Consider the following 22,457-nt stretch of genomic DNA (forward strand, 5'->3'; position numbering starts at 1 on the left):
GTGCGCAAATTCGCGAAGACCCTGGCGGTGATGGGCGTTCTGACGCCAGCCGGCGTGAATGCACTGGGCGTGGGGGAGATCAAGCTCCACTCCGCCTTGAATCAAAAGTTGCTGGCGGAAATTCCGATTCTGGCCGCACCGGGCGAGGATCCCGACCAGATTCAGGTGCATCTGGCGTCACCCCAGGCCTTCGCAAGAGCAGGACTTTCCCGACCTTACGACCTTACCCGGTTACGCTTCTCCAAACCGCTGCGCAAGCCCGACGGCAGTCTGGTCGTCCAGGTCACTTCCACCGACGCCATCCGGGAGCCGTTCCTCGATTTCCTCGTCCAGGTTGAATGGCCCCAAGGACAGATGCTGCGGGAATTCACCGTGTTGCTGGACCCGCCGCTCACCTATGACGATGTGGTCAAAGTGGCCCAGACTCCGCCCGGGATCACCCCGGGCCCGGTCCAGCGCAGCCGTTCCAGTGCCACGGTGAACGCGGGTCTGAGCCAGGGGCAGGCGATGGCTTACGGGCCGGTGCGGCGCAACGAATCCCTGTGGAAGATCGCCGAGAAGCTCAAGCCGGACGCCGCGATCACCACCGAGCAGATGATCATGGCGCTGTACCGCAAGAACCCGCGGGCGTTCGAGCACGACAACGTCAACGAACTCAAGGCCGGCGTAACCCTGAAGGTGCCGGAGCGCGAGGAAATCCTCTCCCTTTCCCCCAGGGAGGCGCGGCAGGCGTTTCATCGCCATTATCAAAACTGGCTCGCCCAGCGCGCGCCGGAACCTGAGCCCCAGAAGGAAGCAGCAGAGGATGTCAAGCAGCCCCAGCTGAAGCTGGAAGCGCCGAAGGAAACCGAACTCGCCAAGGCCGAGACGGTCGACATCCCGGTGGTGGAAGGCCCGGAACCGGCCGCCAATCCGGCCACGGCTGAAGAGCTGGCGGCGTTGCGGTCCGAGAATGAAGCCCTGAAGGCCCGTCTCGACGCCCTGGAAACTCGCCTCGACGCGCTGCTGGAGATGAAGAATGCCGCCCTGGCCGGCGTCGCCGCTGCCGGACGCACGCAACCGGCGCCTTCCCAGCCGGCACCTTCCCAACCGGCGGAAGCGGTGACGCCGGAACCTGCAGCGTCCGAGGCGAAAAAACCGGCGGCCCCCAAACCCTCCGCTGCGGTGGAGAAAGCCGCGGCCAATTCGGAACCGGCCACGCAACCGCCGAAACCAAAACCCCAAACCAAACCGCGACCTGAAATCAAACCACGGCCGGTTTCGACCGCCCAGGCCGGAGAATCCGGCTGGGGTAATCCGCTCTACCTGTCTCTGGGTGGTGGCAGCCTGCTGCTGCTGGGCGTGGCCGGCTGGTTGATCTGGCGTCGCCGTGCCCTGGCGGACGCCCAGGCGGACAGCCTGTTGGTGGATATGGACACAGCGCCAGCGCCCGCTGTGATCCACGCCGAGGAGAAGCCGGCCGAGGTTTCCGCCGCTGACACCGCGCCGGAAGCGGCGGCCGTTACGCCGGTCAGCGGGGTCGAGGTGGCGGAAAGCTCCTTCCTCAGCGAATTCACGCCGAGCGATTTCGACATTCTCGAGGCAGACAACGAGGCCGTCGATCCCATCGCCGAAGCCGATGTCTATCTGGCCTACGGGCGTTATCAGCAGGCGGAGGAATTGATCAAACAGGCCCTGGCGGAGGAGCCGGCCAATCGTGCGCTGCAGTTGAAGCTGCTGGAAATCTACTACGCCAACGAAGACGCCGATGCCTTCGAGAAGTATGTCCGTGAGCTACAGCAGGCCGGCGCCCCGCAGGATCCCGAATTCTGGAGCAAGGTCGAGGAGATGGCCCGCGAACTGGAGATCGGGAGCGATTTGTTCAGCGGGGGCGATGCAGCCCCGGCCGCAGCGGCCGACGCTAAGGTCAATAAGGACGAAGCCGGCCCTGAAGCGGCTGTCGCGACTTTCGATCTGACCGATAGCGGCGCAGAATTCCCCTCAGCGGCCGGGGATACGCCGCTTACCCCGGAAGAAGAAGCGAAGCCTTCCGGCATCGGGGAATCAGTGGCTGCGACCGGAGCGACGACAGTGGCCGACGAGGATGAGGAACTGTCCCAGGGGCTGGATTTCGACCTGGGGAATTTCAATCTGGAAGCGCTGCAGAACCAGGACCGGGACGACGAAGATCGCGGGCCGGAGCAGGTCGCCGAAGAAGACGACAACGTGCTGGCGTTTTCCGTTGCCAACGAAGCCGGTTCGGGGAATCCGGAAACACCGGCGGAAGCAGAGGAAGCAGCCCAGGAGGACGAGGAACACTTCGACCTCACCGACATGGACGAGCTGGACACCAAGCTGGATCTGGCCCGGGCCTACGTCGATATGGACGATATGGAATCGGCCCGGGCCATTCTGGAGGAAGTGCTCAGCCACGGAAACGAAAAACAGCAGCAGGAGGCCAGGGAGTTGCTGGACCGGGTCGGCATGGCTTCTTCCTGAGCGCCCGCTCGTTTCAATCTCTTTGGGATGCGGCCGGCCCGCCATCGTCGAGATGGCGGGCCGTTTTCTTGAGTTCGTTCCAGATGCGTTCGACGTGTGAAGGATCCGCCTGCGCCAGCGCGGCTTCCAGTTCCCCGGCGAGCCGGTGGAGTTCGGCAAAGCCGCAAAAGCCGGCGCCGCCCCGCAGCTGGTGAACACGGGGCCGGGCTTCGTCCCATTGCTGACGGTACAAAAGATCCTCGATCTGATTCAGGGATGCAGGCAGTTCGGCGAGGAATTTCCGTTGCAGCGCTCGGGGGCGGGGGCAGTTGGGGATGTCTGCCTGCGGCAGCGGCAGGAAAGCCGCTACCGTTTTTCGCAGCCGTTCCGGGGTGATGGGCTTGACCAGCGAGCCGTCGAATCCCGCCGCTTTCAAGCGTTTTTCGGCATCCGGGTCCAGGTTGCCGGAGATGGCGATCACCGGAATCGTTCGATTGGGACCTTGGGTCCTGCGCAGCCGTTCCACCACCGTTTCCCCCCGTTGCGCCGACAGTTGCAGATCGACCAGCGCCAGTGCGAACGCCTGCGTCTGCATCCGGGTGCAGGCTGCCTCGGCGGTGGTCGCCACCTGGACTTCCAGGCCCCATTGTTGCAGCTGGGTCGTCAGAATCAGGCTGGTGATTTCATCGTCTTCGACGACGAGTACGGATGCGGGCATGGTCGTCAATTTTTGGACACGAACGGCGCTATGAAATTGGGAAACGGGTGACGGGATTTTGTCATTTTCTCCCGCCGTCAACAAGGGCATAACGGTGGAGGGCTGCCCAACCGAGAACCGGTAAGCGCCCGGATTCGGCTATGCTCGTAGAGAGCTTGACGTCCATCGTCTGGGCGTGAAGGGGCTTCGGTAAAGTTGGCCCGTAATATGCTTATGAACTCTCCGAGGAGGTCATAACGATGGCAGAAAACGACGATCTGGATCTGGGGGAGGAAAAGAAGTCCTCCAAAAAGTGGCTCATCATCGCCGCAGTGCTGGTGCTGCTGCTGGGCGGCGGTGGGGCGGCCCTGTTCTTCCTCGGGCTGCCGCCTTTCAGCGGCGGGACCAAAGCGGCAGACGATGAAACGGCCGCTGAGGAGGCGGAAAAGCCCGGCAAAAGCCCCAAGGAGGCCCACTTTTACGAATTCAAGCCGTTCATCGTCAATTTTCCCCCGGGGGGCGGGGCCCGCTATCTGCAGGTCGGTTTCAGCGCGCTGGCCTTCGACGAGGATTCCATTGAGGCGATCCAAAAGCATGCCCCGATGATGCGCAACAATCTGCTGTTATTGCTGGGACGCTACAAGCCCGAGGATCTCAACAGCGCCCAGGGCAAGGAGGCGCTGCGTCAGGGGATCACCGAGGAAATCCAGAAGGTACTCGATCTGCAGAGCGACGGCGGCAAGGTCGAGGGCGTCTTCTTCACCCAATTCGTGATGCAGTAAGGGCCATGTCACTGGACGATCTGCTTTCCCAGGACGAGATCGACGCCCTGCTTCACGGCGTCGACGAAGGCGAGGTCAAGACCGAGGACGAAGAGGGCAATTTCTCCCCCGAGGGCGTGCGTTCTTACGACTTCACCAGTCAGGACCGCATCGTCCGCGGGCGGATGCCGACCCTGGAGATGGTGAGCGAACGCTTCGCCCGCTATTTCCGCATCAGTCTTTTCAACCTGTTGCGCCGCACCGCCGAGGTCACCTTCACCGGCATCCAGGTGTCGAAGTTCTCCGAATTCATCAACAGCCTGTTCGTTCCCACCAATCTCAACCTGATCCGCCTCAAGCCGTTGCGGGGCAGGGCCCTGATCGTCATGGAACCGACGCTGGTGTTCACCGCGGTGGACAACTATTTCGGCGGCACCGGCCAGTTCTACAACAAGATCGAGGGGCGCGAATTCACCCCCACGGAGATGCGGATCATCCAGATCCTGTTGGAAATGGCTTTCAAGGATCTCAAGGAAGCCTGGCGGCCGGTCATGGATGTGCAGTTCGAGTATCTCAACTCCGAGGTCAACCCTCAGTTCGCCAACATCGTCAGCCCGCCGGAAATCGTCGTCACCTCGACCATTCACATCGAACTGGAAGGCGGGGGCGGGGATTTTCACATCTGCCTGCCGTATTCGATGATCGAGCCGATCCGTGAACTGCTCGATTCCATCCAGAGCGAGCGCGGCGACATCGACGATCGCTGGCAACGGGCCATGCGTTACGAGGTCATGGAAACCCAGGTGGAAGTCTACGGCATCCTGCTGGAAAAACAGCTGACGCTGGAGGACGTGCTGAACTTCGAACCGGGGGATGTGATCCCGGTGGAGATTCCCGAACAGGTGACCCTGTTTTCGGAGGACGTCCCGCTTTTCCATGGCCGGGTCGGGGTTTCCAACGGCAATTACGCGGTCAAGATTCAGGAGAAGGTGGAGCGGGGGCCCGATGTCACCCCGGTGACGCAGATTATCGATCAGATCGAAGCAGAGGAAGACGCCGATGAGTGAGGAAGAATTCGAATCCCAGGAAAATCCGCCTGAGGAAGAACAGAACCCGGAAGGCGGGAGCGAGGAATCCTTGGAGGATGTCTGGGGTGAGGCGCTGGCGGAGCAGGCCGAATCCGGCCAGGCGGAAGAGGCGCCGGAGATCACCCGGGCCGACTATGAAACGCTGGAGCAGGAGGGGGACCAGAGGCAGGCGCTGCAGACCCGGGAGGAGGGCGAGGACAATGTCAACCTCGACGTGATTCTCGACATTCCGGTGACCATTTCCATGGAGATCGGCCGCACCCGCCTGAGCATCCGCAACCTGCTCCAGCTCAACCAGGGTTCAGTGGTGGAACTGGACCGCCTGGCGGGGGAGCCGATGGACGTGCTGGTCAACGGCACCTTGATCGCCCACGGCGAGGTGGTGGTGGTCAACGACAAGTTCGGCATCCGCCTGACCGACGTCATCAGTCCGGCGGAACGGGTACGGCGGTTGCGCTGATGCGGAGTCTGGGGCCGATCGCCATGATGACGGTTTCTCCCGCGCTCGCCGCTGCCCCGGCCGGCGGGATGCCGCCCGTGGCGGCGGGGCAGTGGCTGGCCGGTCTGGTGGTGGTGGTGCTCCTGGTTTTCCTCGCTCTGTGGGGTCTGAAGCGCCTGACCCAGTGGCAGGCGCCGGCCGGCGGGAAAATCCGGCTGCTGGGGGGGATCGCCCTCGGCGGCCGGGAAAAACTGCTGGTGGTGGAGGTGGGGGAGACCCAGTTGGTGCTGGGGGTGGCCCCGGGAAGGGTGCAGACCCTGCACGTTCTGGAAGGGGAACGCCGTCTCCATGCCGGGGAACCGGCCACGCCCCCTTTCGCCAGACAGCTGCAACAGGTTCTGAACAAGCGACAGACGTCATGAAAAGGTGGACGATCACGGGATTGCTGCTGCTCCTTCCCTGGGCGGCGTGGGCGGCGCCCGGGCTGGAGGCGGTGCAGGTGACCGCCGCGCCGGACGGCGGCACCCGCTACACCATCTCCATCCAGGTGCTGGCGCTGATGACCGCGCTGACGGTGCTGCCGGCGCTGCTGCTGTCCATGACCGCCTTCACCCGCATCATGGTGGTGCTGGCGATCCTGCGCCAGGCCCTGGGCACCGGCCAGACCCCCAACAACCAGATCCTGCTGGGGGTGTCGCTGCTGCTGACCCTGTTCATCATGATGCCGGTGTTCGATAAGGCCTATAAGAGCGGGGTCGAGCCCTACCTGGAGGAGAAGATCGAGGCCGGCGTGGCCCTGCAGCGGGCGCTGGTGCCGCTGCGCAAGTTCATGCTGCGTCAGACCCGCGAGAGCGATCTGGCCCTGTTCGTGCGGCTGTCGGGGCGCGAGGACCTGGAATCGATGGACGACGTTCCCCTGACCCTGCTGCTGCCGGCGTTCATGACCTCGGAGCTGAAGACCGCGTTCCAGATCGGCTTCATGCTGTTCCTGCCGTTTCTGGTCATTGACCTGGTGGTGGCCAGCATTCTCATGTCCATGGGGATGATGATGCTGTCGCCGGTCATCATCTCGCTGCCGTTCAAGCTGATGCTGTTCGTGCTGGTGGACGGCTGGGCCCTGGTGATGGAAACCCTGGCGGCCAGTTTCTACACCGTCTAGCGGGAAGATGGACAGCAGCACCGTCATGACCCTGGCCCACGACATGCTGTGGGTCACCCTCAAGCTGGGGGCGCCGATCCTGCTGGCGGTGCTGGCGGTCGGTCTGGTGATCGCCATGTTCCAGGCGGCGACCCAGATCAACGAGATGACCCTCACTTTCGTGCCAAAGCTCATCGTCGTGGCGCTGGTGTTGGTGCTGGCCGGCCACTGGATGCTGCGCCTGCTGACCGACTACACCCGGGCGCTGTTCGAGAACATTCCGGCGTTGATCGGCTGACGATGGTGGATCGGCCGAGGGGCTATGAAGGTGCCGGGGAGCCGGGTCCGGGGGACGCGGTGAATCCATCCCTGGACGCTCGGTACTCGGCCGTCCGGGCCGAGTACGCCCCCGGACCCGCCTCACCGGCACCCTGGCGGTGGTCCCGAAGGCAATCCCGGAGGCGGTGATGGCGTTTACGGAAGCCCAACTGTTCGACTGGCTGGCCCGCTTCCTGTGGCCCCTGATCCGCATCGGCGCCCTGCTGGCGGCGATGCCGGTGTTCAACAGCCGTTCGGTGCCGATGCGGGTGCGGGTGATCTTGGCGGTGACCGTGACCGTCGCGGTGCTGCCGCTCCTGCCGCCGCCGCCCCGGGTGGAGCTGATCGGCCTGGAGGCCGTTCTGGTGGCGATCCGGGAAACCGTGATCGGCCTGGCCATCGGCTTCGTCCTCCAGGTGAGCTTCGCCGCCCTGGTGTTCGCCGGTCAGAACATCGCCTACAGCATGGGGCTGGGGTTCGCCGCCATGCTCGATCCCCAGCTCGGGGTCCAGGTGCCGATCATCTCCCAGGTCTATCTGCTGTTGGCGACCCTGCTGTTTCTGGGGCTCGACGGCCATCTGGTGATGATCGAGATGATCGCCGCCAGCTTCCAGGTTCTGCCGCCGGGGCTGGGGGCGGTAAGCCGCGACCAGTTGTGGCTGCTGGTGCGCTGGAGCGCCACCGTGTTCAGCGCTGGAGTGTTGCTGTCGCTGCCCATCGTCATCGCCCTGCTGTTTGTCAACATCGCCCTGGGGGTTGCCACCCGCGCCGCCCCCCAACTCAACATCTTCTCGGTGGGGTTCCCGATCACCCTGCTGTTGGGGCTGGGGCTGATCTGGCTGACCCTGCCGCAGGTCCTGGAGCGTTTCGCCGCCGGGCTGCCGGCCGCTTTCGAACTGGTCCGCAAACTGCTGGGAGTGTGACATGGCGGAGGAGGACAGCGGCCAGGAACGCACAGAAGACCCTACCCCCAAACGCCTCGAGGACGCCCGCAGGAAAGGACAGATTCCGCGCTCGCGGGAGCTCAACACCTTCGCGGTGGTGATGGCGGGGGTGGCCGGCTGCGGTCTGCTGGCCCAGTACATGGCGGCACGGTTGGAGCGGATCATGCGCGGCAACTTCCGTCTCGACCGGGCCGACGTCTTCGAGCCCCGCGCCCTGGCCGAACACAGCCTGGCGACCCTGTTCGACGGCCTGCTGCTGCTGGCCCCGTTTCTGGGGCTGATGACCGTGGTGGCGCTGCTCGCCCCCATCGCTCTGGGCGGCTGGGTGGTCAGCTGGGAGAGTCTGAGCCCCAAGCTGGACAAACTCAATCCTCTGGCCGGATTCAAGCGCATGTTTTCGGTCCGCGGCCTGGTGGAGCTGCTCAAGTCGCTGCTCAAGGTGGTGCTGCTGGCGGCGGTGGCGGCCCTGATTTTCCAGGTCTTCGGGGACGAGGTCCTGCGCCTTGCGGACGAAGATCTGCATCAGGCGCTGGCCCGCGGTCTGGATTTTCTCTGGCTCTCCAGCCTGCTGCTGGCGGCGGGGCTGGTGGTGCTGGTGGCCATCGATGTTCCCTATCAGCTCTGGGACCATCACCGCAAGCTGAAGATGACCCTGCAGGAAGTCAAGGACGAATTCAAGGAGTCGGAAGGCCGTCCCGAGGTGAAGTCGAAAATCCGTCAGCTGCAGCGCGAGCGGGCCCAGCAGCGGATGATGGACGAGGTGCCCAAGGCGGACGTGGTGGTTACCAACCCGACCCACTTCGCCGTCGCCCTGCGTTACGACCAAAGCCAAGGCGGGGCGCCGACGGTGGTGGCCAAGGGGGTCGATCTGATCGCCGCCCAGATCCGCCGCAGGGCTACCGAGGCCGGGGTGCCGTTGGTGGCGGCGCCACCGTTGGCACGGGCTTTGTATTACAGCACAGAGCTGGAACAGGAAATTCCGGAAGGGCTGTATCTGGCGGTGGCCCACGTGTTGGCCTACGTCTATCAGCTCAAGGCCGCCAGGGGTCCGGGCGAGCGCCCCCCGCCGCCCAAGGACCTGCCGGTTCCGGACGAGTTCCTCCAGGGGGAGGCGGCCGACTGATCCCGTCCCTCCCGGTTCCAGCCCTGTTTACGGAGATTGAGCCCGGGAGACCGACACGATGAATCGGACTGCGATCCTGTCCCGCCTGCGCCAGCTCGGCGGTGCCGGTCTGGGGGCGCCCCTGTTGGTGCTGCTGATCCTGATGCTGCTGGTGATACCGCTGCCGGCGTTCGTGCTGGACCTGTTCTTCACCTTCAACATCGCCCTGTCGCTCATTATCCTGCTGGTGGTGATCTACACCGCCAAGCCGCTGGAGTTCGCCGTGTTTCCGACGGTGCTGCTGGTGGCGACGCTGATGCGCCTGGGGCTCAACGTCGCCTCCACCCGGATCGTGCTGCTGGAGGGTCACGAAAGCCCCGATGCCGCCGGCAAGGTGATCGAGGCTTTCGGTGCCTTTGTCATCGGCGGCAACTTCGCCGTCGGTCTGGTGGTGTTCGCCATTCTGGTGATCATCAACTTCGTGGTGGTTACCAAGGGGGCCGGCCGGGTGTCCGAGGTCAGCGCCCGTTTCACCCTGGACGCCATGCCCGGCAAGCAGATGGCCATCGACGCCGATCTCAACGCCGGCCTCATCGATGCCGACGAGGCCCGCGCCCGCCGCGAGGAGATCGCCCGCGAGGCGGATTTCTACGGCGCTATGGACGGGGCCAGCAAGTTCGTCCGCGGCGACGCCATCGCCGGCATCCTGATCCTCTTCATCAACGTCATCGGCGGGCTGGCCATCGGCATGGGGCAGCACGACATGCCCCTGGCGGAGGCCACCGAACGCTACGTGCTGCTGTCCATCGGTGACGGTCTGGTGGCCCAGATTCCCTCCCTGCTGCTGTCGGTGGCCTCGGCGATTCTGGTGACCCGGGTCGGCAGCGGCAGCGAGGACGTGGGGCAGCAGTTTAGCGCCCAGTTTCTCAATCATCCCCGGGCCCTGGCCATCAGCGCCGGGGTGATCCTGCTGCTCGGTCTGGTCCCCGGCATGCCGCACCTACCGTTTCTGCTGCTGGGGACCCTGCTCGGCGGCAGCGCCTGGTGGCTGATGCAGCGGGCCCGGCAGGCGGCGGTGGAGGCGGGGCCGGTGGCGGAAACGCCGGCGGCCGGTGGGGAGGCCGAGGTCAAGGAGCTGACCTGGGAGGACGTGATGCCGGTGGACCGCATCGGCCTCCAGGTGGGGTACCGGCTGATCCCGCTCGTGGACAAGCAGCAGGGAGGGCAGCTCATGGGGCGGATCAAGGGAGTGCGCAAGAAGCTGTCCCAGGAGCTGGGCTTCCTGATCCCACCGGTGCACATTCGCGACAACCTGGATCTGCCGCCCAACGCCTATCGCCTGCAGATTCTCGGCGTCACGGTGGGCGAGGCCGAGATCCATCCCGACCGGGAAATGGCCATCAATCCGGGACAGGTGTTCGGTTCGGTCCAGGGCATCGAGGGCCAGGACCCGGCCTTCGGTCTCGATGCGGTGTGGATCGAGCCGGCCCAGAAGGACCACGCCCAGGCGCTTGGTTATACCGTGGTGGACCCGGAGACGGTGATCGCCACCCATCTGAGCCAGGTGCTGCAGGATCACGCCTACGAGCTGTTCGGCCACGAGGAGGCCCAGCAGTGGCTCGACAATCTGGCCAAGGTCGCCCCCAAGCTGGCCGAGAGCCTGGTGCCCGACACCATTCCGCTGACCCTGCTGGTGAAGGTCTTGCAGAACCTGCTCAAGGAAAAGATTCCCATCCGCGACATGATCACCATCGCCGAAACTTTGGCGGAATACGGGCGCACCAGTCAGGATCCCGACGCTTTGACCGCCGCGGTGCGCGCCGCCCTCGGCCGCGCCATCGTCCAGCAGATCAACGGCTTGGCCGAAGAACTGCCGGTCATCACCCTCGATCCCGAATTGGAACAGTTGTTGCAAAAGACTTTGCAGAGTGCCGGCGCCGAAGGCGCCGGTGTGGAACCGGGACTGGCGCAACGGATTCACCAGTTGCTCGAGGAACAGGCAAGGAAGCTGGAGACGGCCGGCAAGCCGGCGGTGCTGTTGGTGTCCTCGATGCTGCGGTCGTGGCTGGCGCGTTTCGTGCGCCACACCATTCCCGGCCTCCACGTCCTGTCCTACAACGAGGTGCCTGAAGATCAGCAGGTCAAGGTGGTCGGCGTCGTCGGCCAGCGGGCCTGAGCCCAGAAGGGGGAGCATGAAGCATGAAGATCAAACGTTTCCTGGCGCCGGACATCCGCCAGGCGCTGCAGCAGGTCAAAGAGCAACTGGGGCCGGATGCAGTGATCCTGTCGAACCGCAAGACCGATGACGGGGTGGAGATCGTCGCCGCCCGTGACTTCGATGTGGAAATCGTCGATTCCGTGTCCAAGGCGCCCAAACCCGAAGCGGTATCCAAAACCAAGCCGGCGTCTAAGGTCAGAGCGGGGAAGGTGACCCCCAAGCCGGCGTTCTCCGCCAAAGGGTATTCGGCGGTGGCGGAGATGGGCAAACGGGCAGGCGCCACACCCAAGTCAAAGGCGAGCGCCCGCGACACGAAACCGGTGGCCGACCGGACACGTCCTGCGCCCAAATCCAAGGCGCGGATTTACAAGCCGGAATTCCCCAAGGTCCAGTCTGCCGAATCCAGCCAGCCGGGTTCCCTTCAGGATGAACCGCGTCAGCACCCGGCAGGAACGCAGCAGGAAGATGCTCTGGCAGTGGTCCGCCAGGAGCTGAAGCAAATGCGCCGTCTGCTCGACCGCCATCTGCCTCGCGACGCCAGGCAGGAAAGCCTGCGCGATCATCCCGTCCCGCTGGCGCTGTTCCGGCTTCTGAACGAACAAGGGTTCTCGCGCTCCCTGGCAATGAGCCTGGCTCAGCAGGCCGGTGCCGAGGCGGAAGTCGAAGACGCCCTTGCCCTGGTGCGCCGCTTGCTGGCGGAACGACTGCCAGTGATGGACGACCCGCTGCTCGACTACGGCGGCATCGTCGCCCTGGTGGGGCCCACCGGGGTCGGCAAGACCACCACCATCGCCAAGCTGGCGGCCCGTTTCCGGCTCAAGCACGGTCCCCGCCAGATCGCCCTGGTGACTACCGACAACTACCGCATCGCCGCCCACGAGCAGCTCAGCACCTATGCCCGCATCCTCGGCGTGCCGGTGCGGGTGGCGGGCAATCCGGACGAGCTTCAGGCCATCGTCCGCAGTTTCATGGACAAGAAACTGGTGCTCATCGACACCGCCGGCATGAGCCAGCGGGACCTGCGGCTGGCGGAGCAGTTCGCCCTGCTGCGCGACAGCCGGGTCGCCATCGAAACCTATCTGGTGCTTTCCGCCGCCAGCCAGTTGCCCAGCCTCTACGAGGCCCTGGACGCCTTTGCCGGCTTCCAGCCCAAGGCCTGCATCTTGACTAAACTTGACGAAGCAGGGGTGATGGGGCCTGTGTTGTCATCCCTGGTGGAACGCGGCCTGCCTGCCGCGTTCGTCACCGACGGGCAGCAGGTGCCGGAGGATCTGCATCCCGCCCGCAGCGATGATCTGATCGCCAGGGCTTTTGCGACGTTGACAGCAGACGAGCATCCCCCGGCGGACGTGGATTTTGCCTTTGAGGGTTGGGTCAACCATGCAAGCGTTTAATACAGATCAAGCCGCCGGCATTCGCCGGTTGAGCGATACGCGGCCGATACGCGTCTTCGCCGTTGCCAGCGGCAAGGGTGGGGTCGGCAAGACCAATGTCGCGGTGAACCTGGGGGTAGCGCTGGCCCTGCGGGGACGCCAGACCGCCCTGCTCGATGCCGACATGGGGCTGGCCAATGTGGACATCCTGCTCGGTTTGCAGCCCCGCTACAACCTCTCCCACGTGATTTCCGGTCAGCGCAGCCTGGACGAGATCCTGGTGGAAGGCCCGGCGGGCATCAAGATCGTGCCGGCAGCCTCCGGTCTCCAGCAGATGGCGGAACTGTCGTCGATGGAGCAGGCCGGCCTGATCCGAGCCTTCAGTGAGTTGCAGGTGCCGCTGGAGGTGCTGATCGTCGATACCGCCGCCGGCATTTCCGGCACCGTGGTCAATTTCGCCCGTGCCTGTCAGGAAATCGTCGTGGTGGTCTGCGACGAGCCCACCTCGCTCACCGACGCCTACGCCTTCATCAAGCTGCTCAACCGCGATTACGGCATCTACCATTTCCAGATTCTCTGCAACCAAATGCGCAGCGATGCCCAGGGGCGGGAGCTGTTCGCCAAGCTGTGCCGAGTGACCGAACGCTATCTGGACGTTTCCCTGCACTACTTCGGCGCCGTGCCTTACGACGACAAAGTGCGCCAGGCGGTACAGCTGCAGCGGCCGGTGGTCACTGCCTTCCCCGCCAGTCCCGCGGCCCGGGCGATCGAAAAGCTGGCCGACAAGGTCGAGCAATGGCCGGTGCAGGACACCCCCTCCGGTCAGCTGGCCTTTTTCTTCGAACGCATGATCCAGTACGCCGTGGAGGGCGCGGCATGAAAGGGGCGGTCGCCTACGCTCAGGTACAGGCGCTGGATTTCGACACCGTGGTGTCCCGCTATACGCCGCTGGTACAGCGGATCGCCCATCATCTCAAGGGCCGTCTGCCTGCCAGCGTGCAGATCGACGATCTGATCCAGGCCGGCATGATTGGTCTGCTGGAGGCCAGCCGCCAGTACGACGCCAGCCAGGGCGCCAGTTTCGAAACCTACGCCGGTATCCGCATCCGCGGCGCCATGCTCGACGAGGTGCGCCGTTACGACTGGACCCCGCGCTCGGTCCACCGCAAGGCGCGGGAGATCTCCGAGGCCATGTACCGCATCGAACGCCGCACCGGCCGCGACGCCCGCGATACCGAGGTGGCCGAAGAGCTGGGCATCTCCCTCGACGAATACCACAAAATCCTCCGGGACGCGGTCGGCTGCCGCCTGTTCAGCATTGAGGAGTTGAGCGAAACCGGCGACGCCTTCCTCGAGGACCACAGCGGCGGCGATGCCGACCTGCCGGTGGAACAGCTGAGCCGCGAGCGCTTCAAGGCGGCGCTGGCGGACGCCATCGCCAGCCTCCCGGAACGCGAGCGCCTGTCGATCTCGCTGTATTACGAAGAGGAAATGAACCTCAAGGAGATCGGCCAGGTGCTGGGGGTGAGCGAATCGCGGGTGTGCCAGATCAACAGCCAGGCATTGTTGCGGCTGCGGGCCCGGATGCGCGACTGGCTCGGCGGCTGAACCGGGAAAACCGTCTATATTTAGAGACAACAACTGCAAGTTTAACGGACCAGAGGGGTTTGGCTTTGGACAAGAACATGAAAATCCTGGTGGTGGACGATTTTTCCACCATGCGCCGTATCATCAAGAACCTGCTGCGGGATCTGGGATTCACCAACGTCGCCGAGGCCGACGACGGCCAGACCGCCCTGCCCAAGCTGCAGGCCGGGGATTTCGATCTGCTCATCACCGACTGGAACATGCCAGGCATGACCGGCATCGACCTGCTCCGGGCGGTGCGGGCCGACGAGAAGCTGGCCAACCTCCCGGTGCTGATGGTAACCGCCGAAGCCCGCCGCGAGCAGATCGTCGCCGCCGCCCAGGCCGGAGTTAATGGTTACATCGTCAAGCCGTTCACCGCCGCGACCCTGAAGGAAAAGCTGGAAAAGATCTTCGAACGGCTGGAGGCCTGAGGCAATGACGGAAGCGGTGGAAAAACTCGATGCTTCCCTGGAGGCGCGCCTGGCCCGGGCCAATGCGTTGGTGGCGGCGCTGGAACAGGGGGACGAGGACGAGGCGGACCGGGTGCTGGACGAGATCGGCCGGGTGCGTCAGAGCATGCTGTTCCAGGAGATCGGCCGCCTGACCCGCCAGCTCCACGATGCCCTCACCGGCTTCATGCTCGACGACAGGCTGGCGGATCTGACCGAACGGGAGATGCCTGATGCCCGCGAGCGCCTCAAATACGTCATCACCCTGACCGAGCAGGCCGCCAACACCACTCTCAACGTGGTGGAGCAGGTGCTGCCGATGGTCGATGATCTTAGCGCCAGGACGTCTTCGCTGTCACAGCGCTGGCGCCGCCTGTTGCAACGGGAGATGTCCTTCGAGGAATTCAGGGAATTCAGTCGTGACATCAGTACCTTCCTCGACGAGCTCGACAGCGGCCTGAGCCAGGTGCAGGGGCAGCTCAACGAAGTGCTCATGGCCCAGAGCTTCCAGGATCTGACCGGTCAGATCATCCGCCGCGTCATCGATCTGGTGCAGGAAGTCGAGAACAGTCTGGTGGAGCTGATCCGCTTCGCCGCCAGACAGGGGGGCGGGCAAGCGGTCAAAACCGAGAAGAAAGCGGAACAAGCGGACAAGAAGATCGAAGCCCAGGGTCCGGTGGTGCCGGAGGTGGATCAGAGTGGGGCGGTCACCAGCCAGGACGAGGTGGACGATCTGCTTTCCAGTCTGGGGTTCTAAGGAGGCATCGATGGCGATCGATCTCAATGACGAAATCCTCCAGGATTTCCTGGTGGAGGCGAGCGAGATTCTCGAGCAGCTCGGCGAGCAGCTGGTGGATCTGGAGCAAAGCACCGAAGACGCCGATCTGCTCAATGCCATCTTCCGCGGCTTCCATACCGTCAAGGGCGGAGCCGGTTTCCTCGGCATCACCGCGCTGGTGGATCTGTGCCACAAGGCCGAGGACGTCTTCAACGTGCTGCGCCAGGGAGAGCGCAAGGTGTCCCCGCCGCTGATGGATGCGGTGCTCAAGGCCCTCGATGTCATCAACGACATGATGGCGCAGATCCGCGCCGGAGAGGAGCCGGAGGCGGCCGATCCCGAGCTGCTGGAAACCCTGTTGGGTTTCGCCACGCCGGAATCGGAAGAAACCGAAGCCCCCGCACCGGAATCTTCAGTCCCTGAATCCGAAGTGGAAGCGCCTGCTGCTGAAACACAGGCTGCCGCCGATCCCGTAGAGGCCGAATTCGAAGCCATGCTTGAGGCGGCGGAAGGGAAACAGACAGGTGGCGATGACGAGATCACCGAGGAGGAATTCGAGCAGTTGCTCGACGCCCTTCACGGTGAGGGTGGCGCCCCCGGCAAACCGAAGAAGACCGGGCCGGCACCGCAAAAGCCCGAGGCCGGTGACAGTGACGAGATCACCGAGGAGGAGTTCGAAGCGCTTCTGGATCAGCTGCATGGTCCGGGAAAATTCAGGGGCGCGCCGGAGAAAACCGCCGCGCCGGCGGCGCAACCCGCCCCCAAACCTGCGGCCCAGGATAAACCCAAAACGCCACAGAGCACGGCGGAAAAACCCGCCTCGGCCAAGAAGGAACCGCGGCTGAAGGTGGTCGGCGGGGCGGATGCCCACAAGCCGCAAAAGCCCCAGGGCGAATCCACCGTCCGCGTTGATACCCAGCGGCTCGACGAGATCATGAACATGGTCGGCGAGCTGGTGCTGGTGCGCAACCGCTTCAAGACCCTGGGGGCGCTGCTGGACAACGAAGAGATGGCCAAGGCGGTGGCCAACCTGGATGTGGTCACCTCGGACCTGCAGCTGGCGGTGATGAAGACCCGGATGCAGCCCATCAAAAAGGTCTTCGGCCGTTTCCCCCGAGTGGTGCGGGATCTGGCGCGTAGCCTCAAGAAAGAGGTTCGTCTGGAGATGCAGGGGGAGGAGACCGATCTCGACAAGAACCTGGTCGAATCCCTCGCCGATCCCCTGATCCACCTGGTGCGCAACGCCGTCGACCACGGTATCGAAATGCCCGACGAGCGCGAGAAGGCGGGCAAGCCCCGGGAAGGGACGGTGCTGCTGACCGCCGCCCAGGAGGGTGACCACATCGAGCTGACCATCGAGGACGACGGCAAGGGCATGGATCCCGAAGTGCTGCGGCGCAAGGCGGTGGAGAAGGGACTGATGGACGGGGAAAGCGCCGCCCGCATGAGTGACAAGGAATGCTATCAGATCATCTTCATGCCCGGCTTTTCCACCAAGAGCGAGATTTCTGACATCTCCGGCCGCGGGGTGGGGATGGACGTGGTCAAGACCCGCATCGACCAGATGAACGGCAGCGTCGAGGTGGATTCGGTCAAGGGCAAGGGCACCAAGATCGCCATCAAGGTGCCGTTGACCCTGGCGATCATGCCCACGCTGATGGTGAAACTGGAGGATCAGGCCTTCGCCCTGCCGCTGGCCAGCGTGGTGGAGATCCTGGATCTCGATCTGGACAAGACCAACGTCGTGGATGGCCAGGAGGTGGTCATCGTCCGCGATCAGGCCCTGCCGCTGTTCCATCTCAAGCACTGGCTCATCCACGGGGGCTGCAGCGACGGCGACTGTTACGGCGGCCATGTGGTGGTAGTGAACGTCGGCGGCCGCCATGCGGGCTTCGTGGTTGATCATCTCATCGGCCAGGAAGAGGTGGTCGTCAAGCCTTTGGGAGCAAAGCTCCACGGTCTCGACGGTCTGGCCGGGGCGACCATCACCGGTGACGGCATGATCGCCCTGATTCTGGATGTCCCCAGCCTGATGAAACGTTATGCGGCCTGAGACCGTCTTCCGCAATGGCTCCCATTCCGCCGCCGCCCCGATCCGGGTGCTGGTGGTGGACGACTCGGCCTTCATGCGCCGGCGCCTGACCGAGATCCTCGAGGAGGACCCCCACCTGTGCGTGGCCGACGCGGCCGCCAACGGCGCCGAGGCGGTGCGCAAGGTCGGACGTATCCGGCCGGACGTGGTGCTCATGGACGTGGAGATGCCGGTCATGGACGGCATCGAGGCGGTCCGGCGGATCATGCGCCAGCATCCGGTCCCGATTCTGATGTTCTCCGCCCTGACCCACGCCGGCGCCAGGGCGACCCTCGACGCCCTGGAAGCCGGCGCGGTGGATTTCCTGCCCAAACGGCTGGAGGACATCCACAGCGACCAGGGCACCGCCAAGCTGATCCTGCGCCAGCGCATCCGGACCGTGGTCCGCCGGCGCCCGATACGGGAGAGCGCCCCGAAGATGCAGGGCGATGTTCCGGTGGCGCTCGGCCGCCCCGGGATGGTGGTGATCGCCGCCTCCACCGGAGGCCCTGTGGCCCTGCAGAAAGTTCTGGCCGCCCTGCCGCAGCGCACCCCCTTTCCGTTGCTGCTGGTGCAGCACATGCCGGCGAATTTCACCCCTGGTTTCGCCGAGCGTCTCGACCAGACGGCCCGCATCCAGGTACGGGAGGCTGTTGACGGCGACCGGTTGCGTCCCGGCACCGCCCTGCTGGCTCCGGGTGGCATGCAGATGGCCTTGGACGGCGGCGGCCGTATCCACCTGCGCAAGCCGGCGGAGGGGGAGATTTACCGCCCCAGCGCCGACGTCACTTTCGCCTCCGTGGCCGAGCATTTCCGCGGCCGGGTACTGGCGGTGGTGCTGACCGGCATGGGTGCCGACGGCTGCGCCGGTGCCCGACGCCTGAAAGCCCGGGGAGCGAAAGTCTGGGCCCAGGACGAGGCCAGCTGTGTGGTCTACGGCATGCCCCGGGCGGTGGCCGAGGCCGGTCTGGCGGACCGGGTGCTGCCGTTGAACCGGATCGTAGCGGCGTTCGGAGGCGGGTGAGCGGCGATGGACCCCCTCAGCCTCGTCGGTCTGGTCATTGCTCTGGTAGCCATCGTCGGCGGCAATCTGCTCGAGGGCGGCAGCCCGGCCTTCCTGGTCAACGGGCCGGCGCTGCTGATCGTTCTGGGAGGGAGCCTGGGGGCGGTGCTGTTGCAGACGCCGCCGGCCCAGTTCCTGCGGGGGTTGAAACTGCTGCCCTGGATCGTGATCCCCCCGAAGCTCGATCTGGAGTCCTCGATCCGCAAGGCGGTGCGCTGGAGCCAACTGGCGCGCAAGGAAGGATTGCTGGGACTGGAGAACGAAATCGACCGGGAACCGGACGCTTTCGTGCGCAAGGGCCTGCAGTTGCTGGTCGACGGCAACGAAACCGAAATCATCCGTGACGCCCTGGAGCTGGAGATGAACATCCGCGAACGCCGCTATCACGCCGCTGCCAGGATCTTCGAGGCGATGGGGGGCTATGCGCCGACTCTGGGGATCCTGGGGGCGGTGCTGGGGCTGATCCAGGTGATGCAGAACCTGACCGATCCGGAAAAACTCGGCAGCGGGATCGCCATCGCCTTCGTCGCCACCATCTACGGGGTGGGTCTGGCCAATCTCGTGTTTCTCCCCATCGCCAACAAGCTAAAAGCCCTGCTCCATCATCAGAGCATGGCCCAGGAGCTGATGCTGGAGGGCATCCTCGCCATCGCCGAGGGGGAAAACCCCCACAACGTTGAACTCAAACTGCGGGGATTTTTGGTATGAGGATTCGCAATCGCCGTCCGGCCGCCCCGGAACCGGAAACGGAAAACCACGAACGCTGGCTGGTTTCCTATGCGGATTTCATCACCCTCCTGTTCGCTTTTTTCGTGGTGATGTACGCCATTTCCAATCTCAATGCCGGCAAGTACCGGGTCATGGCTAGATCTCTGGAGAAAGCCTTCAAGGAAAAGAAGGAAACCCCGGCGGCCAAGGTGAGCGATCCGATCCAGATCGGTGAGACGCCGCGCTCCCCGGCTCCCATCCAGGTGGATACCGGCCTGGCCGGAGAGCAGGTGCGCCTGGCGCGGATTTCCGAGCAATTGGAGGAGGTGCTGGCGCCTTACATCGATCAGGATCTGATCGCGGTGGAGCGAAATCCCTATTGGGTCGCGGTGGAGATGAAAAGCGGCATGCTGTTTCCCAGCGGCAGCGCCGAGCTGAACCCGGAAGTGGATCCGGTGATCGCCAAGCTGGCGGAGGTGGTGCGGCAGATGCCGGCGAACCCGGTCTACGTCGAGGGCCATACCGACAACGTGCCGATCCACAACCGGCTTTTTCCTTCCAACTGGGAGCTGTCGGCGGCCCGGGCCGCCAGCGTCGTCCGCCGCCTCATCCATTACGGCGTGGCGCCCCCCAGGCTGGCTGCGGTGGGTTACGGTGCCGAGCACCCGGTGGCGGACAACGGCACCGCCGAGGGACGTTATCGCAACCGCCGTGTGGTGATGGTGCTGCAGTCCAAGACCCTGGCGCGTTATCCGGTGACGGGCGGCGAAAGGCAGCGCCTGCTGGCGCAGCCCCGGGAGTGAGTGACATGCGGGTTTGGGCGGTATCCAATCAGAAGGGAGGCGTCGGCAAGACCACCACCGTCGCCAATCTGGCCGGCCTGCTGGCCCGGGGCGGCGAGCGGGTGCTGGTGATCGACCTCGACCCCCACAGCTCCTTGAGCGTCTACTTCGGTTTCGATCCCGAGCAGGTGGAAAGCGGGGTTTACGACCTGTTCCGCGCAGCCATGCAGCGCCAGCCCCTTGCGCCCAAAAGCCGTATCCAGCCGACTCCGGTGGAGAATATCGACATCCTGCCCGCCGCTATGGCGCTGGCGACCATCGAACGCCAGGCCGGCGCGGTGGAGGGGCTGGGGCTGGTGATCCGGCGCGCCCTGGGCGAAATCGCGCCGGATTACGAGCGGGTGTTGATCGACAGTCCGCCGATGCTCGGGGTATTGATGGTCAACGCCCTGGCGGCCTGCGAGCGCCTGTTAATTCCGGTCATCGCCGATTTTCTCTCCCTGGGCGGGCTGGAGCGGATGCTGCGAACCCTGGCGATGATCGACCGCTCGCGCCGCCAGCCGTTGCCCTATCTGATCGTGCCCACCCTCTACGACCGCCGGCCGCGGATTTCCGCCGACACCCTCAGGGTGCTGGAGGATCGTTACGGCGAGCACCTCTGGCCCAGCGTCATCCCCCAGGACACCAAGGTGCGTGAAGCCAGCCGGGCCCATCTGCCGTTGTGTCACTACCATCCCAGATCCCGGGCGGCACTCGCCTATGAAACCCTGCTGGATTACCTGCTCGAGCAGGAAGACCAGCCAACCCTTCAGGCGGCATCGGCATGACGGATTCCCTGACCTCCCCCGACACGGAACTGCAGGCTTATCTGGAGGCGCTGTTGACTCTGCCTCCGGAACCGGCGCAGCGCTCTCCGACACCGGAGCCGGTACGCTGCCCGCCTTCTGGGAAAAAGCCGGCTGCGGACGGTTTGGAGGCGTCTTCCGGCCCGCCGCTGCCGCCGGGCTGCCCGGACGGATTGGGGGCGCGGTTTCCGGTTCTGCGCTTCAGACTGGGAAATCTGCGTTTCGCCGCCCCGCTGGCCCATCTCCGCGGTGCCTGGGAGATCAACGCCGATGCCCTGCGGCCGTTGTCCGGCCCGGGCCTGGTGGGTGAGATGGCGCAGCTGGGCGAAGACTGGATCGTGCTGGACACCGCCGCCCTGATCGTTTCCGGAGGCAGGCTGGAGGTGGATTACCGCTGGGCTCTGCCCACCGCACTGGGGACGTTCGCGCTTGCCTGCGAGGCGGTGGAGCGGGAAATCGACGTGGCGGCGTCCCAGGTCCGCTGGCGTGAGGATCAAAGCCGCCGTCCCTGGTTGTTGGGCATGGTGGGCGGAACGGAAAAATGTCCTTTGCTCGATATCGAAATCCTGGTGGCCGACTGGCAGGCCCGGTCGCAGAAATAATGTTTTGGAGGAATGCATATGGCGGAAGCAGCGAAAAAACTGAAAGATGAACTGATTCAATGGGTGACCTTCCGGCTCGGGGAGGAAACCTACGGCATCAACGTGATGCAGGTGCAGGAGGTGCTCCGGGTCAGCGAGATCGCGCCTGTTCCCGGCGCGCCGGACTACGTCATCGGCATCATCAACCTGCGCGGCAACGTGGTCACCGTCATCGACACCCGGGCGCGCTTTGGCCTGCCGTCGAAGGAACCGGACGACCTGTCCCGGATCGTCATCATTGAATCCAACAATCAGGTGATCGGCATTCTGGTGGACAGCGTCGCCGAGGTGGTCGAGCTGCGCGGCGACGAGATCGAGGTGGCCCCCAACATGGGCAACGAGGAGAGTGCCCGCTACATCCAGGGGGTGAGCAGCCGCAAGGGCGAGTTGCTGATTCTGGTGGACCTCAACAAGCTGTTGACCGAGGAGGAAATGGCCGAAGTCGGAGGGCTGTGACCACCGCCGGCTTGATGGAGAACGGATGGCGCGCGACAATGAATGCTTTGTTTTCCACGCCTACGTTTGCCGATGTTCGGGTTGTCGCCGCCGTTTGTCCTGTTGATCGCCGTTTTGCTGGCGGTCGTCCTTGTCGAGGCGATCCTTGTGGCCTGGTTGTGGCGGCGGCACTGGCGGCTGGAGCAGTCTCTGCGCGAGTGGGAGGCAAGGCAGCGCCGGCAGCATCAGGATATCGCCGGGCTGTGTGCCGCAGGTCTGCAGGTCGATGCCCGTCTGGCCCGTTTGGAACGGATGCTGGCGGAAACCCGCGAATGGCTGCAGGCCGCCGGTCCGGCGGAGGGAACCGGCGGGGCGGTCGCCTATCAGACCGCGATTGAGCGGATCCGGGAAGGGGCCGGCGTTGAGGAACTGGTGAGCGAGTGCGGTTTCACCCGCGAGGAGGCCAACCTGCTGATCCGCCTGCACCGCGACGAAACCGGCGCCGGTTTCTCCTGACGCCC

Annotated in this window: 24 protein-coding genes; 23 read left to right on the plus strand and 1 reads right to left on the minus strand. The window is 64.6% G+C overall.

Annotated elements, in window-relative coordinates:
- Entirely contained in the window at positions 1 to 2,478 is a 2,478-nt protein-coding gene (locus MCIT9_RS06005) for a motility hub landmark protein FimV (protein ID WP_317706499.1), read from the plus strand.
- 13 nt (positions 2,479 to 2,491) lie between these two features.
- Here the strand turns inward: MCIT9_RS06005 and MCIT9_RS06010 are convergent, their stop codons facing one another.
- Positions 2,492 to 3,175, minus strand: a complete 684-nt coding sequence (locus MCIT9_RS06010; RefSeq protein WP_317706500.1) for an Hpt domain-containing response regulator — start codon at positions 3,173 to 3,175, stop codon at positions 2,492 to 2,494.
- Positions 3,176 to 3,414: 239 nt separating this feature from the next.
- Here MCIT9_RS06010 and MCIT9_RS06015 point away from each other — a divergent pair, with 239 nt between their 5' ends.
- The 22 genes from MCIT9_RS06015 (at position 3,415) to MCIT9_RS06120 (ending at position 22,452) form a co-directional block, all read left to right on the plus strand.
- Positions 3,415 to 3,936: a flagellar basal body-associated FliL family protein gene (locus tag MCIT9_RS06015; protein ID WP_317706501.1), complete on the plus strand. Its 522-nt coding sequence runs from the start codon at positions 3,415 to 3,417 to the stop codon at positions 3,934 to 3,936.
- A 5-nt stretch (positions 3,937 to 3,941) separates the two neighbouring features.
- Positions 3,942 to 4,982: a flagellar motor switch protein FliM gene (gene fliM, locus MCIT9_RS06020; protein ID WP_317706502.1), complete on the plus strand. Its 1,041-nt coding sequence runs from the start codon at positions 3,942 to 3,944 to the stop codon at positions 4,980 to 4,982.
- 163 nt (positions 4,983 to 5,145) lie between these two features.
- Complete coding sequence (gene fliN / locus MCIT9_RS06025) at positions 5,146 to 5,463, plus strand: flagellar motor switch protein FliN (RefSeq protein ID WP_317706702.1); 318 nt, start codon at positions 5,146 to 5,148, stop codon at positions 5,461 to 5,463.
- Between the two features lie 26 nt (positions 5,464 to 5,489).
- Positions 5,490 to 5,864: a flagellar biosynthetic protein FliO gene (gene fliO / locus MCIT9_RS06030; RefSeq protein WP_317706503.1), complete on the plus strand. Its 375-nt coding sequence runs from the start codon at positions 5,490 to 5,492 to the stop codon at positions 5,862 to 5,864.
- Complete coding sequence (gene fliP / locus MCIT9_RS06035) at positions 5,861 to 6,601, plus strand: flagellar type III secretion system pore protein FliP (protein WP_317706504.1); 741 nt, start codon at positions 5,861 to 5,863, stop codon at positions 6,599 to 6,601. Before fliO ends, fliP begins: the two co-directional genes overlap by 4 nt.
- Positions 6,602 to 6,608: 7 nt before the next feature.
- Positions 6,609 to 6,878, plus strand: a complete 270-nt coding sequence (gene fliQ, locus MCIT9_RS06040; RefSeq protein WP_317706505.1) for a flagellar biosynthesis protein FliQ — start codon at positions 6,609 to 6,611, stop codon at positions 6,876 to 6,878.
- A 169-nt stretch (positions 6,879 to 7,047) separates the two neighbouring features.
- On the plus strand, positions 7,048 to 7,821 hold the full coding sequence (fliR, locus tag MCIT9_RS06045) for a flagellar biosynthetic protein FliR (protein WP_317706506.1): 774 nt from the start codon (positions 7,048 to 7,050) through the stop codon (positions 7,819 to 7,821).
- A gap of 1 nt (position 7,822) precedes the next feature.
- Positions 7,823 to 8,965 (plus strand): flagellar biosynthesis protein FlhB, encoded by a 1,143-nt coding sequence (gene flhB, locus MCIT9_RS06050; RefSeq protein ID WP_317706507.1) that lies wholly within the window; start codon positions 7,823 to 7,825, stop codon positions 8,963 to 8,965.
- 58 nt (positions 8,966 to 9,023) lie between these two features.
- On the plus strand, positions 9,024 to 11,120 hold the full coding sequence (flhA, locus tag MCIT9_RS06055; RefSeq protein WP_317706508.1) for a flagellar biosynthesis protein FlhA: 2,097 nt from the start codon (positions 9,024 to 9,026) through the stop codon (positions 11,118 to 11,120).
- A 23-nt stretch (positions 11,121 to 11,143) separates the two neighbouring features.
- Positions 11,144 to 12,556 (plus strand): flagellar biosynthesis GTPase FlhF, encoded by a 1,413-nt coding sequence (gene flhF, locus MCIT9_RS06060; RefSeq protein WP_317706509.1) that lies wholly within the window; start codon positions 11,144 to 11,146, stop codon positions 12,554 to 12,556.
- A 28-nt stretch (positions 12,557 to 12,584) separates the two neighbouring features.
- Positions 12,585 to 13,415: a MinD/ParA family protein gene (locus MCIT9_RS06065; protein WP_422880199.1), complete on the plus strand. Its 831-nt coding sequence runs from the start codon at positions 12,585 to 12,587 to the stop codon at positions 13,413 to 13,415.
- The gene (locus tag MCIT9_RS06070; protein WP_317706511.1) at positions 13,412 to 14,143 is read left to right on the plus strand and encodes an RNA polymerase sigma factor FliA; all 732 of its coding nucleotides are present in this window, start codon (positions 13,412 to 13,414) and stop codon (positions 14,141 to 14,143) included. Before MCIT9_RS06065 ends, MCIT9_RS06070 begins: the two co-directional genes overlap by 4 nt.
- Before the next feature lie 77 nt (positions 14,144 to 14,220).
- Positions 14,221 to 14,595: a chemotaxis response regulator CheY gene (cheY, locus tag MCIT9_RS06075; RefSeq protein ID WP_479724337.1), complete on the plus strand. Its 375-nt coding sequence runs from the start codon at positions 14,221 to 14,223 to the stop codon at positions 14,593 to 14,595.
- 4 nt (positions 14,596 to 14,599) lie between these two features.
- Complete coding sequence (locus tag MCIT9_RS06080; protein ID WP_317706512.1) at positions 14,600 to 15,370, plus strand: protein phosphatase CheZ; 771 nt, start codon at positions 14,600 to 14,602, stop codon at positions 15,368 to 15,370.
- 10 nt (positions 15,371 to 15,380) lie between these two features.
- On the plus strand, positions 15,381 to 17,444 hold the full coding sequence (locus MCIT9_RS06085) for a chemotaxis protein CheW (protein ID WP_317706513.1): 2,064 nt from the start codon (positions 15,381 to 15,383) through the stop codon (positions 17,442 to 17,444).
- Positions 17,434 to 18,486, plus strand: coding sequence for a protein-glutamate methylesterase/protein-glutamine glutaminase (locus tag MCIT9_RS06090; RefSeq protein WP_317706514.1), 1,053 nt, complete (start codon positions 17,434 to 17,436; stop codon positions 18,484 to 18,486). Before MCIT9_RS06085 ends, MCIT9_RS06090 begins: the two co-directional genes overlap by 11 nt.
- A gap of 6 nt (positions 18,487 to 18,492) precedes the next feature.
- Positions 18,493 to 19,233: a flagellar motor protein gene (locus tag MCIT9_RS06095; protein WP_317706515.1), complete on the plus strand. Its 741-nt coding sequence runs from the start codon at positions 18,493 to 18,495 to the stop codon at positions 19,231 to 19,233.
- The gene (motD, locus tag MCIT9_RS06100) at positions 19,230 to 20,036 is read left to right on the plus strand and encodes a flagellar motor protein MotD (RefSeq protein WP_317706516.1); all 807 of its coding nucleotides are present in this window, start codon (positions 19,230 to 19,232) and stop codon (positions 20,034 to 20,036) included. The genes MCIT9_RS06095 and motD overlap by 4 nt, the downstream gene beginning before the upstream one ends.
- Positions 20,037 to 20,041: 5 nt before the next feature.
- Positions 20,042 to 20,842, plus strand: coding sequence for a ParA family protein (locus MCIT9_RS06105; RefSeq protein ID WP_317706517.1), 801 nt, complete (start codon positions 20,042 to 20,044; stop codon positions 20,840 to 20,842).
- Positions 20,839 to 21,462, plus strand: coding sequence for a hypothetical protein (locus tag MCIT9_RS06110; RefSeq protein ID WP_317706518.1), 624 nt, complete (start codon positions 20,839 to 20,841; stop codon positions 21,460 to 21,462). The genes MCIT9_RS06105 and MCIT9_RS06110 overlap by 4 nt, the downstream gene beginning before the upstream one ends.
- A gap of 18 nt (positions 21,463 to 21,480) precedes the next feature.
- Positions 21,481 to 21,957 (plus strand): chemotaxis protein CheW, encoded by a 477-nt coding sequence (locus MCIT9_RS06115; RefSeq protein WP_340681283.1) that lies wholly within the window; start codon positions 21,481 to 21,483, stop codon positions 21,955 to 21,957.
- Positions 21,958 to 22,029: 72 nt separating this feature from the next.
- A complete protein-coding gene (locus MCIT9_RS06120; RefSeq protein WP_317706520.1) occupies positions 22,030 to 22,452 on the plus strand; it encodes a DUF2802 domain-containing protein in 423 nt (140 codons plus the stop codon).
- Positions 22,453 to 22,457 lie beyond the last annotated feature (5 nt).

Source organism: Methylomarinovum caldicuralii (assembly GCF_033126985.1).
In the GTDB taxonomy this organism is placed as follows: Bacteria; Pseudomonadota; Gammaproteobacteria; order Methylococcales; family Methylothermaceae; genus Methylohalobius; species Methylohalobius caldicuralii.

Coding starts and splice junctions, on each gene's coding strand:
- MCIT9_RS06010 (WP_317706500.1), bottom strand. CDS start 3,175: ATGCCCGCATCCGTACTCGTCGTCGAAGACGATGAAATCACCAGCCTG.
- MCIT9_RS06015 (WP_317706501.1), top strand. CDS start 3,415: ATGGCAGAAAACGACGATCTGGATCTGGGGGAGGAAAAGAAGTCCTCC.
- fliM (WP_317706502.1), top strand. CDS start 3,942: ATGTCACTGGACGATCTGCTTTCCCAGGACGAGATCGACGCCCTGCTT.
- fliO (WP_317706503.1), top strand. CDS start 5,490: ATGACGGTTTCTCCCGCGCTCGCCGCTGCCCCGGCCGGCGGGATGCCG.
- fliP (WP_317706504.1), top strand. CDS start 5,861: ATGAAAAGGTGGACGATCACGGGATTGCTGCTGCTCCTTCCCTGGGCG.
- fliQ (WP_317706505.1), top strand. CDS start 6,609: ATGGACAGCAGCACCGTCATGACCCTGGCCCACGACATGCTGTGGGTC.
- fliR (WP_317706506.1), top strand. CDS start 7,048: ATGGCGTTTACGGAAGCCCAACTGTTCGACTGGCTGGCCCGCTTCCTG.
- flhB (WP_317706507.1), top strand. CDS start 7,823: ATGGCGGAGGAGGACAGCGGCCAGGAACGCACAGAAGACCCTACCCCC.
- flhA (WP_317706508.1), top strand. CDS start 9,024: ATGAATCGGACTGCGATCCTGTCCCGCCTGCGCCAGCTCGGCGGTGCC.
- flhF (WP_317706509.1), top strand. CDS start 11,144: ATGAAGATCAAACGTTTCCTGGCGCCGGACATCCGCCAGGCGCTGCAG.
- MCIT9_RS06070 (WP_317706511.1), top strand. CDS start 13,412: ATGAAAGGGGCGGTCGCCTACGCTCAGGTACAGGCGCTGGATTTCGAC.
- cheY (WP_479724337.1), top strand. CDS start 14,221: ATGAAAATCCTGGTGGTGGACGATTTTTCCACCATGCGCCGTATCATC.
- MCIT9_RS06080 (WP_317706512.1), top strand. CDS start 14,600: ATGACGGAAGCGGTGGAAAAACTCGATGCTTCCCTGGAGGCGCGCCTG.
- MCIT9_RS06085 (WP_317706513.1), top strand. CDS start 15,381: ATGGCGATCGATCTCAATGACGAAATCCTCCAGGATTTCCTGGTGGAG.
- MCIT9_RS06090 (WP_317706514.1), top strand. CDS start 17,434: ATGCGGCCTGAGACCGTCTTCCGCAATGGCTCCCATTCCGCCGCCGCC.
- MCIT9_RS06095 (WP_317706515.1), top strand. CDS start 18,493: ATGGACCCCCTCAGCCTCGTCGGTCTGGTCATTGCTCTGGTAGCCATC.
- motD (WP_317706516.1), top strand. CDS start 19,230: ATGAGGATTCGCAATCGCCGTCCGGCCGCCCCGGAACCGGAAACGGAA.
- MCIT9_RS06105 (WP_317706517.1), top strand. CDS start 20,042: ATGCGGGTTTGGGCGGTATCCAATCAGAAGGGAGGCGTCGGCAAGACC.
- MCIT9_RS06110 (WP_317706518.1), top strand. CDS start 20,839: ATGACGGATTCCCTGACCTCCCCCGACACGGAACTGCAGGCTTATCTG.
- MCIT9_RS06115 (WP_340681283.1), top strand. CDS start 21,481: ATGGCGGAAGCAGCGAAAAAACTGAAAGATGAACTGATTCAATGGGTG.
- MCIT9_RS06120 (WP_317706520.1), top strand. CDS start 22,030: ATGTTCGGGTTGTCGCCGCCGTTTGTCCTGTTGATCGCCGTTTTGCTG.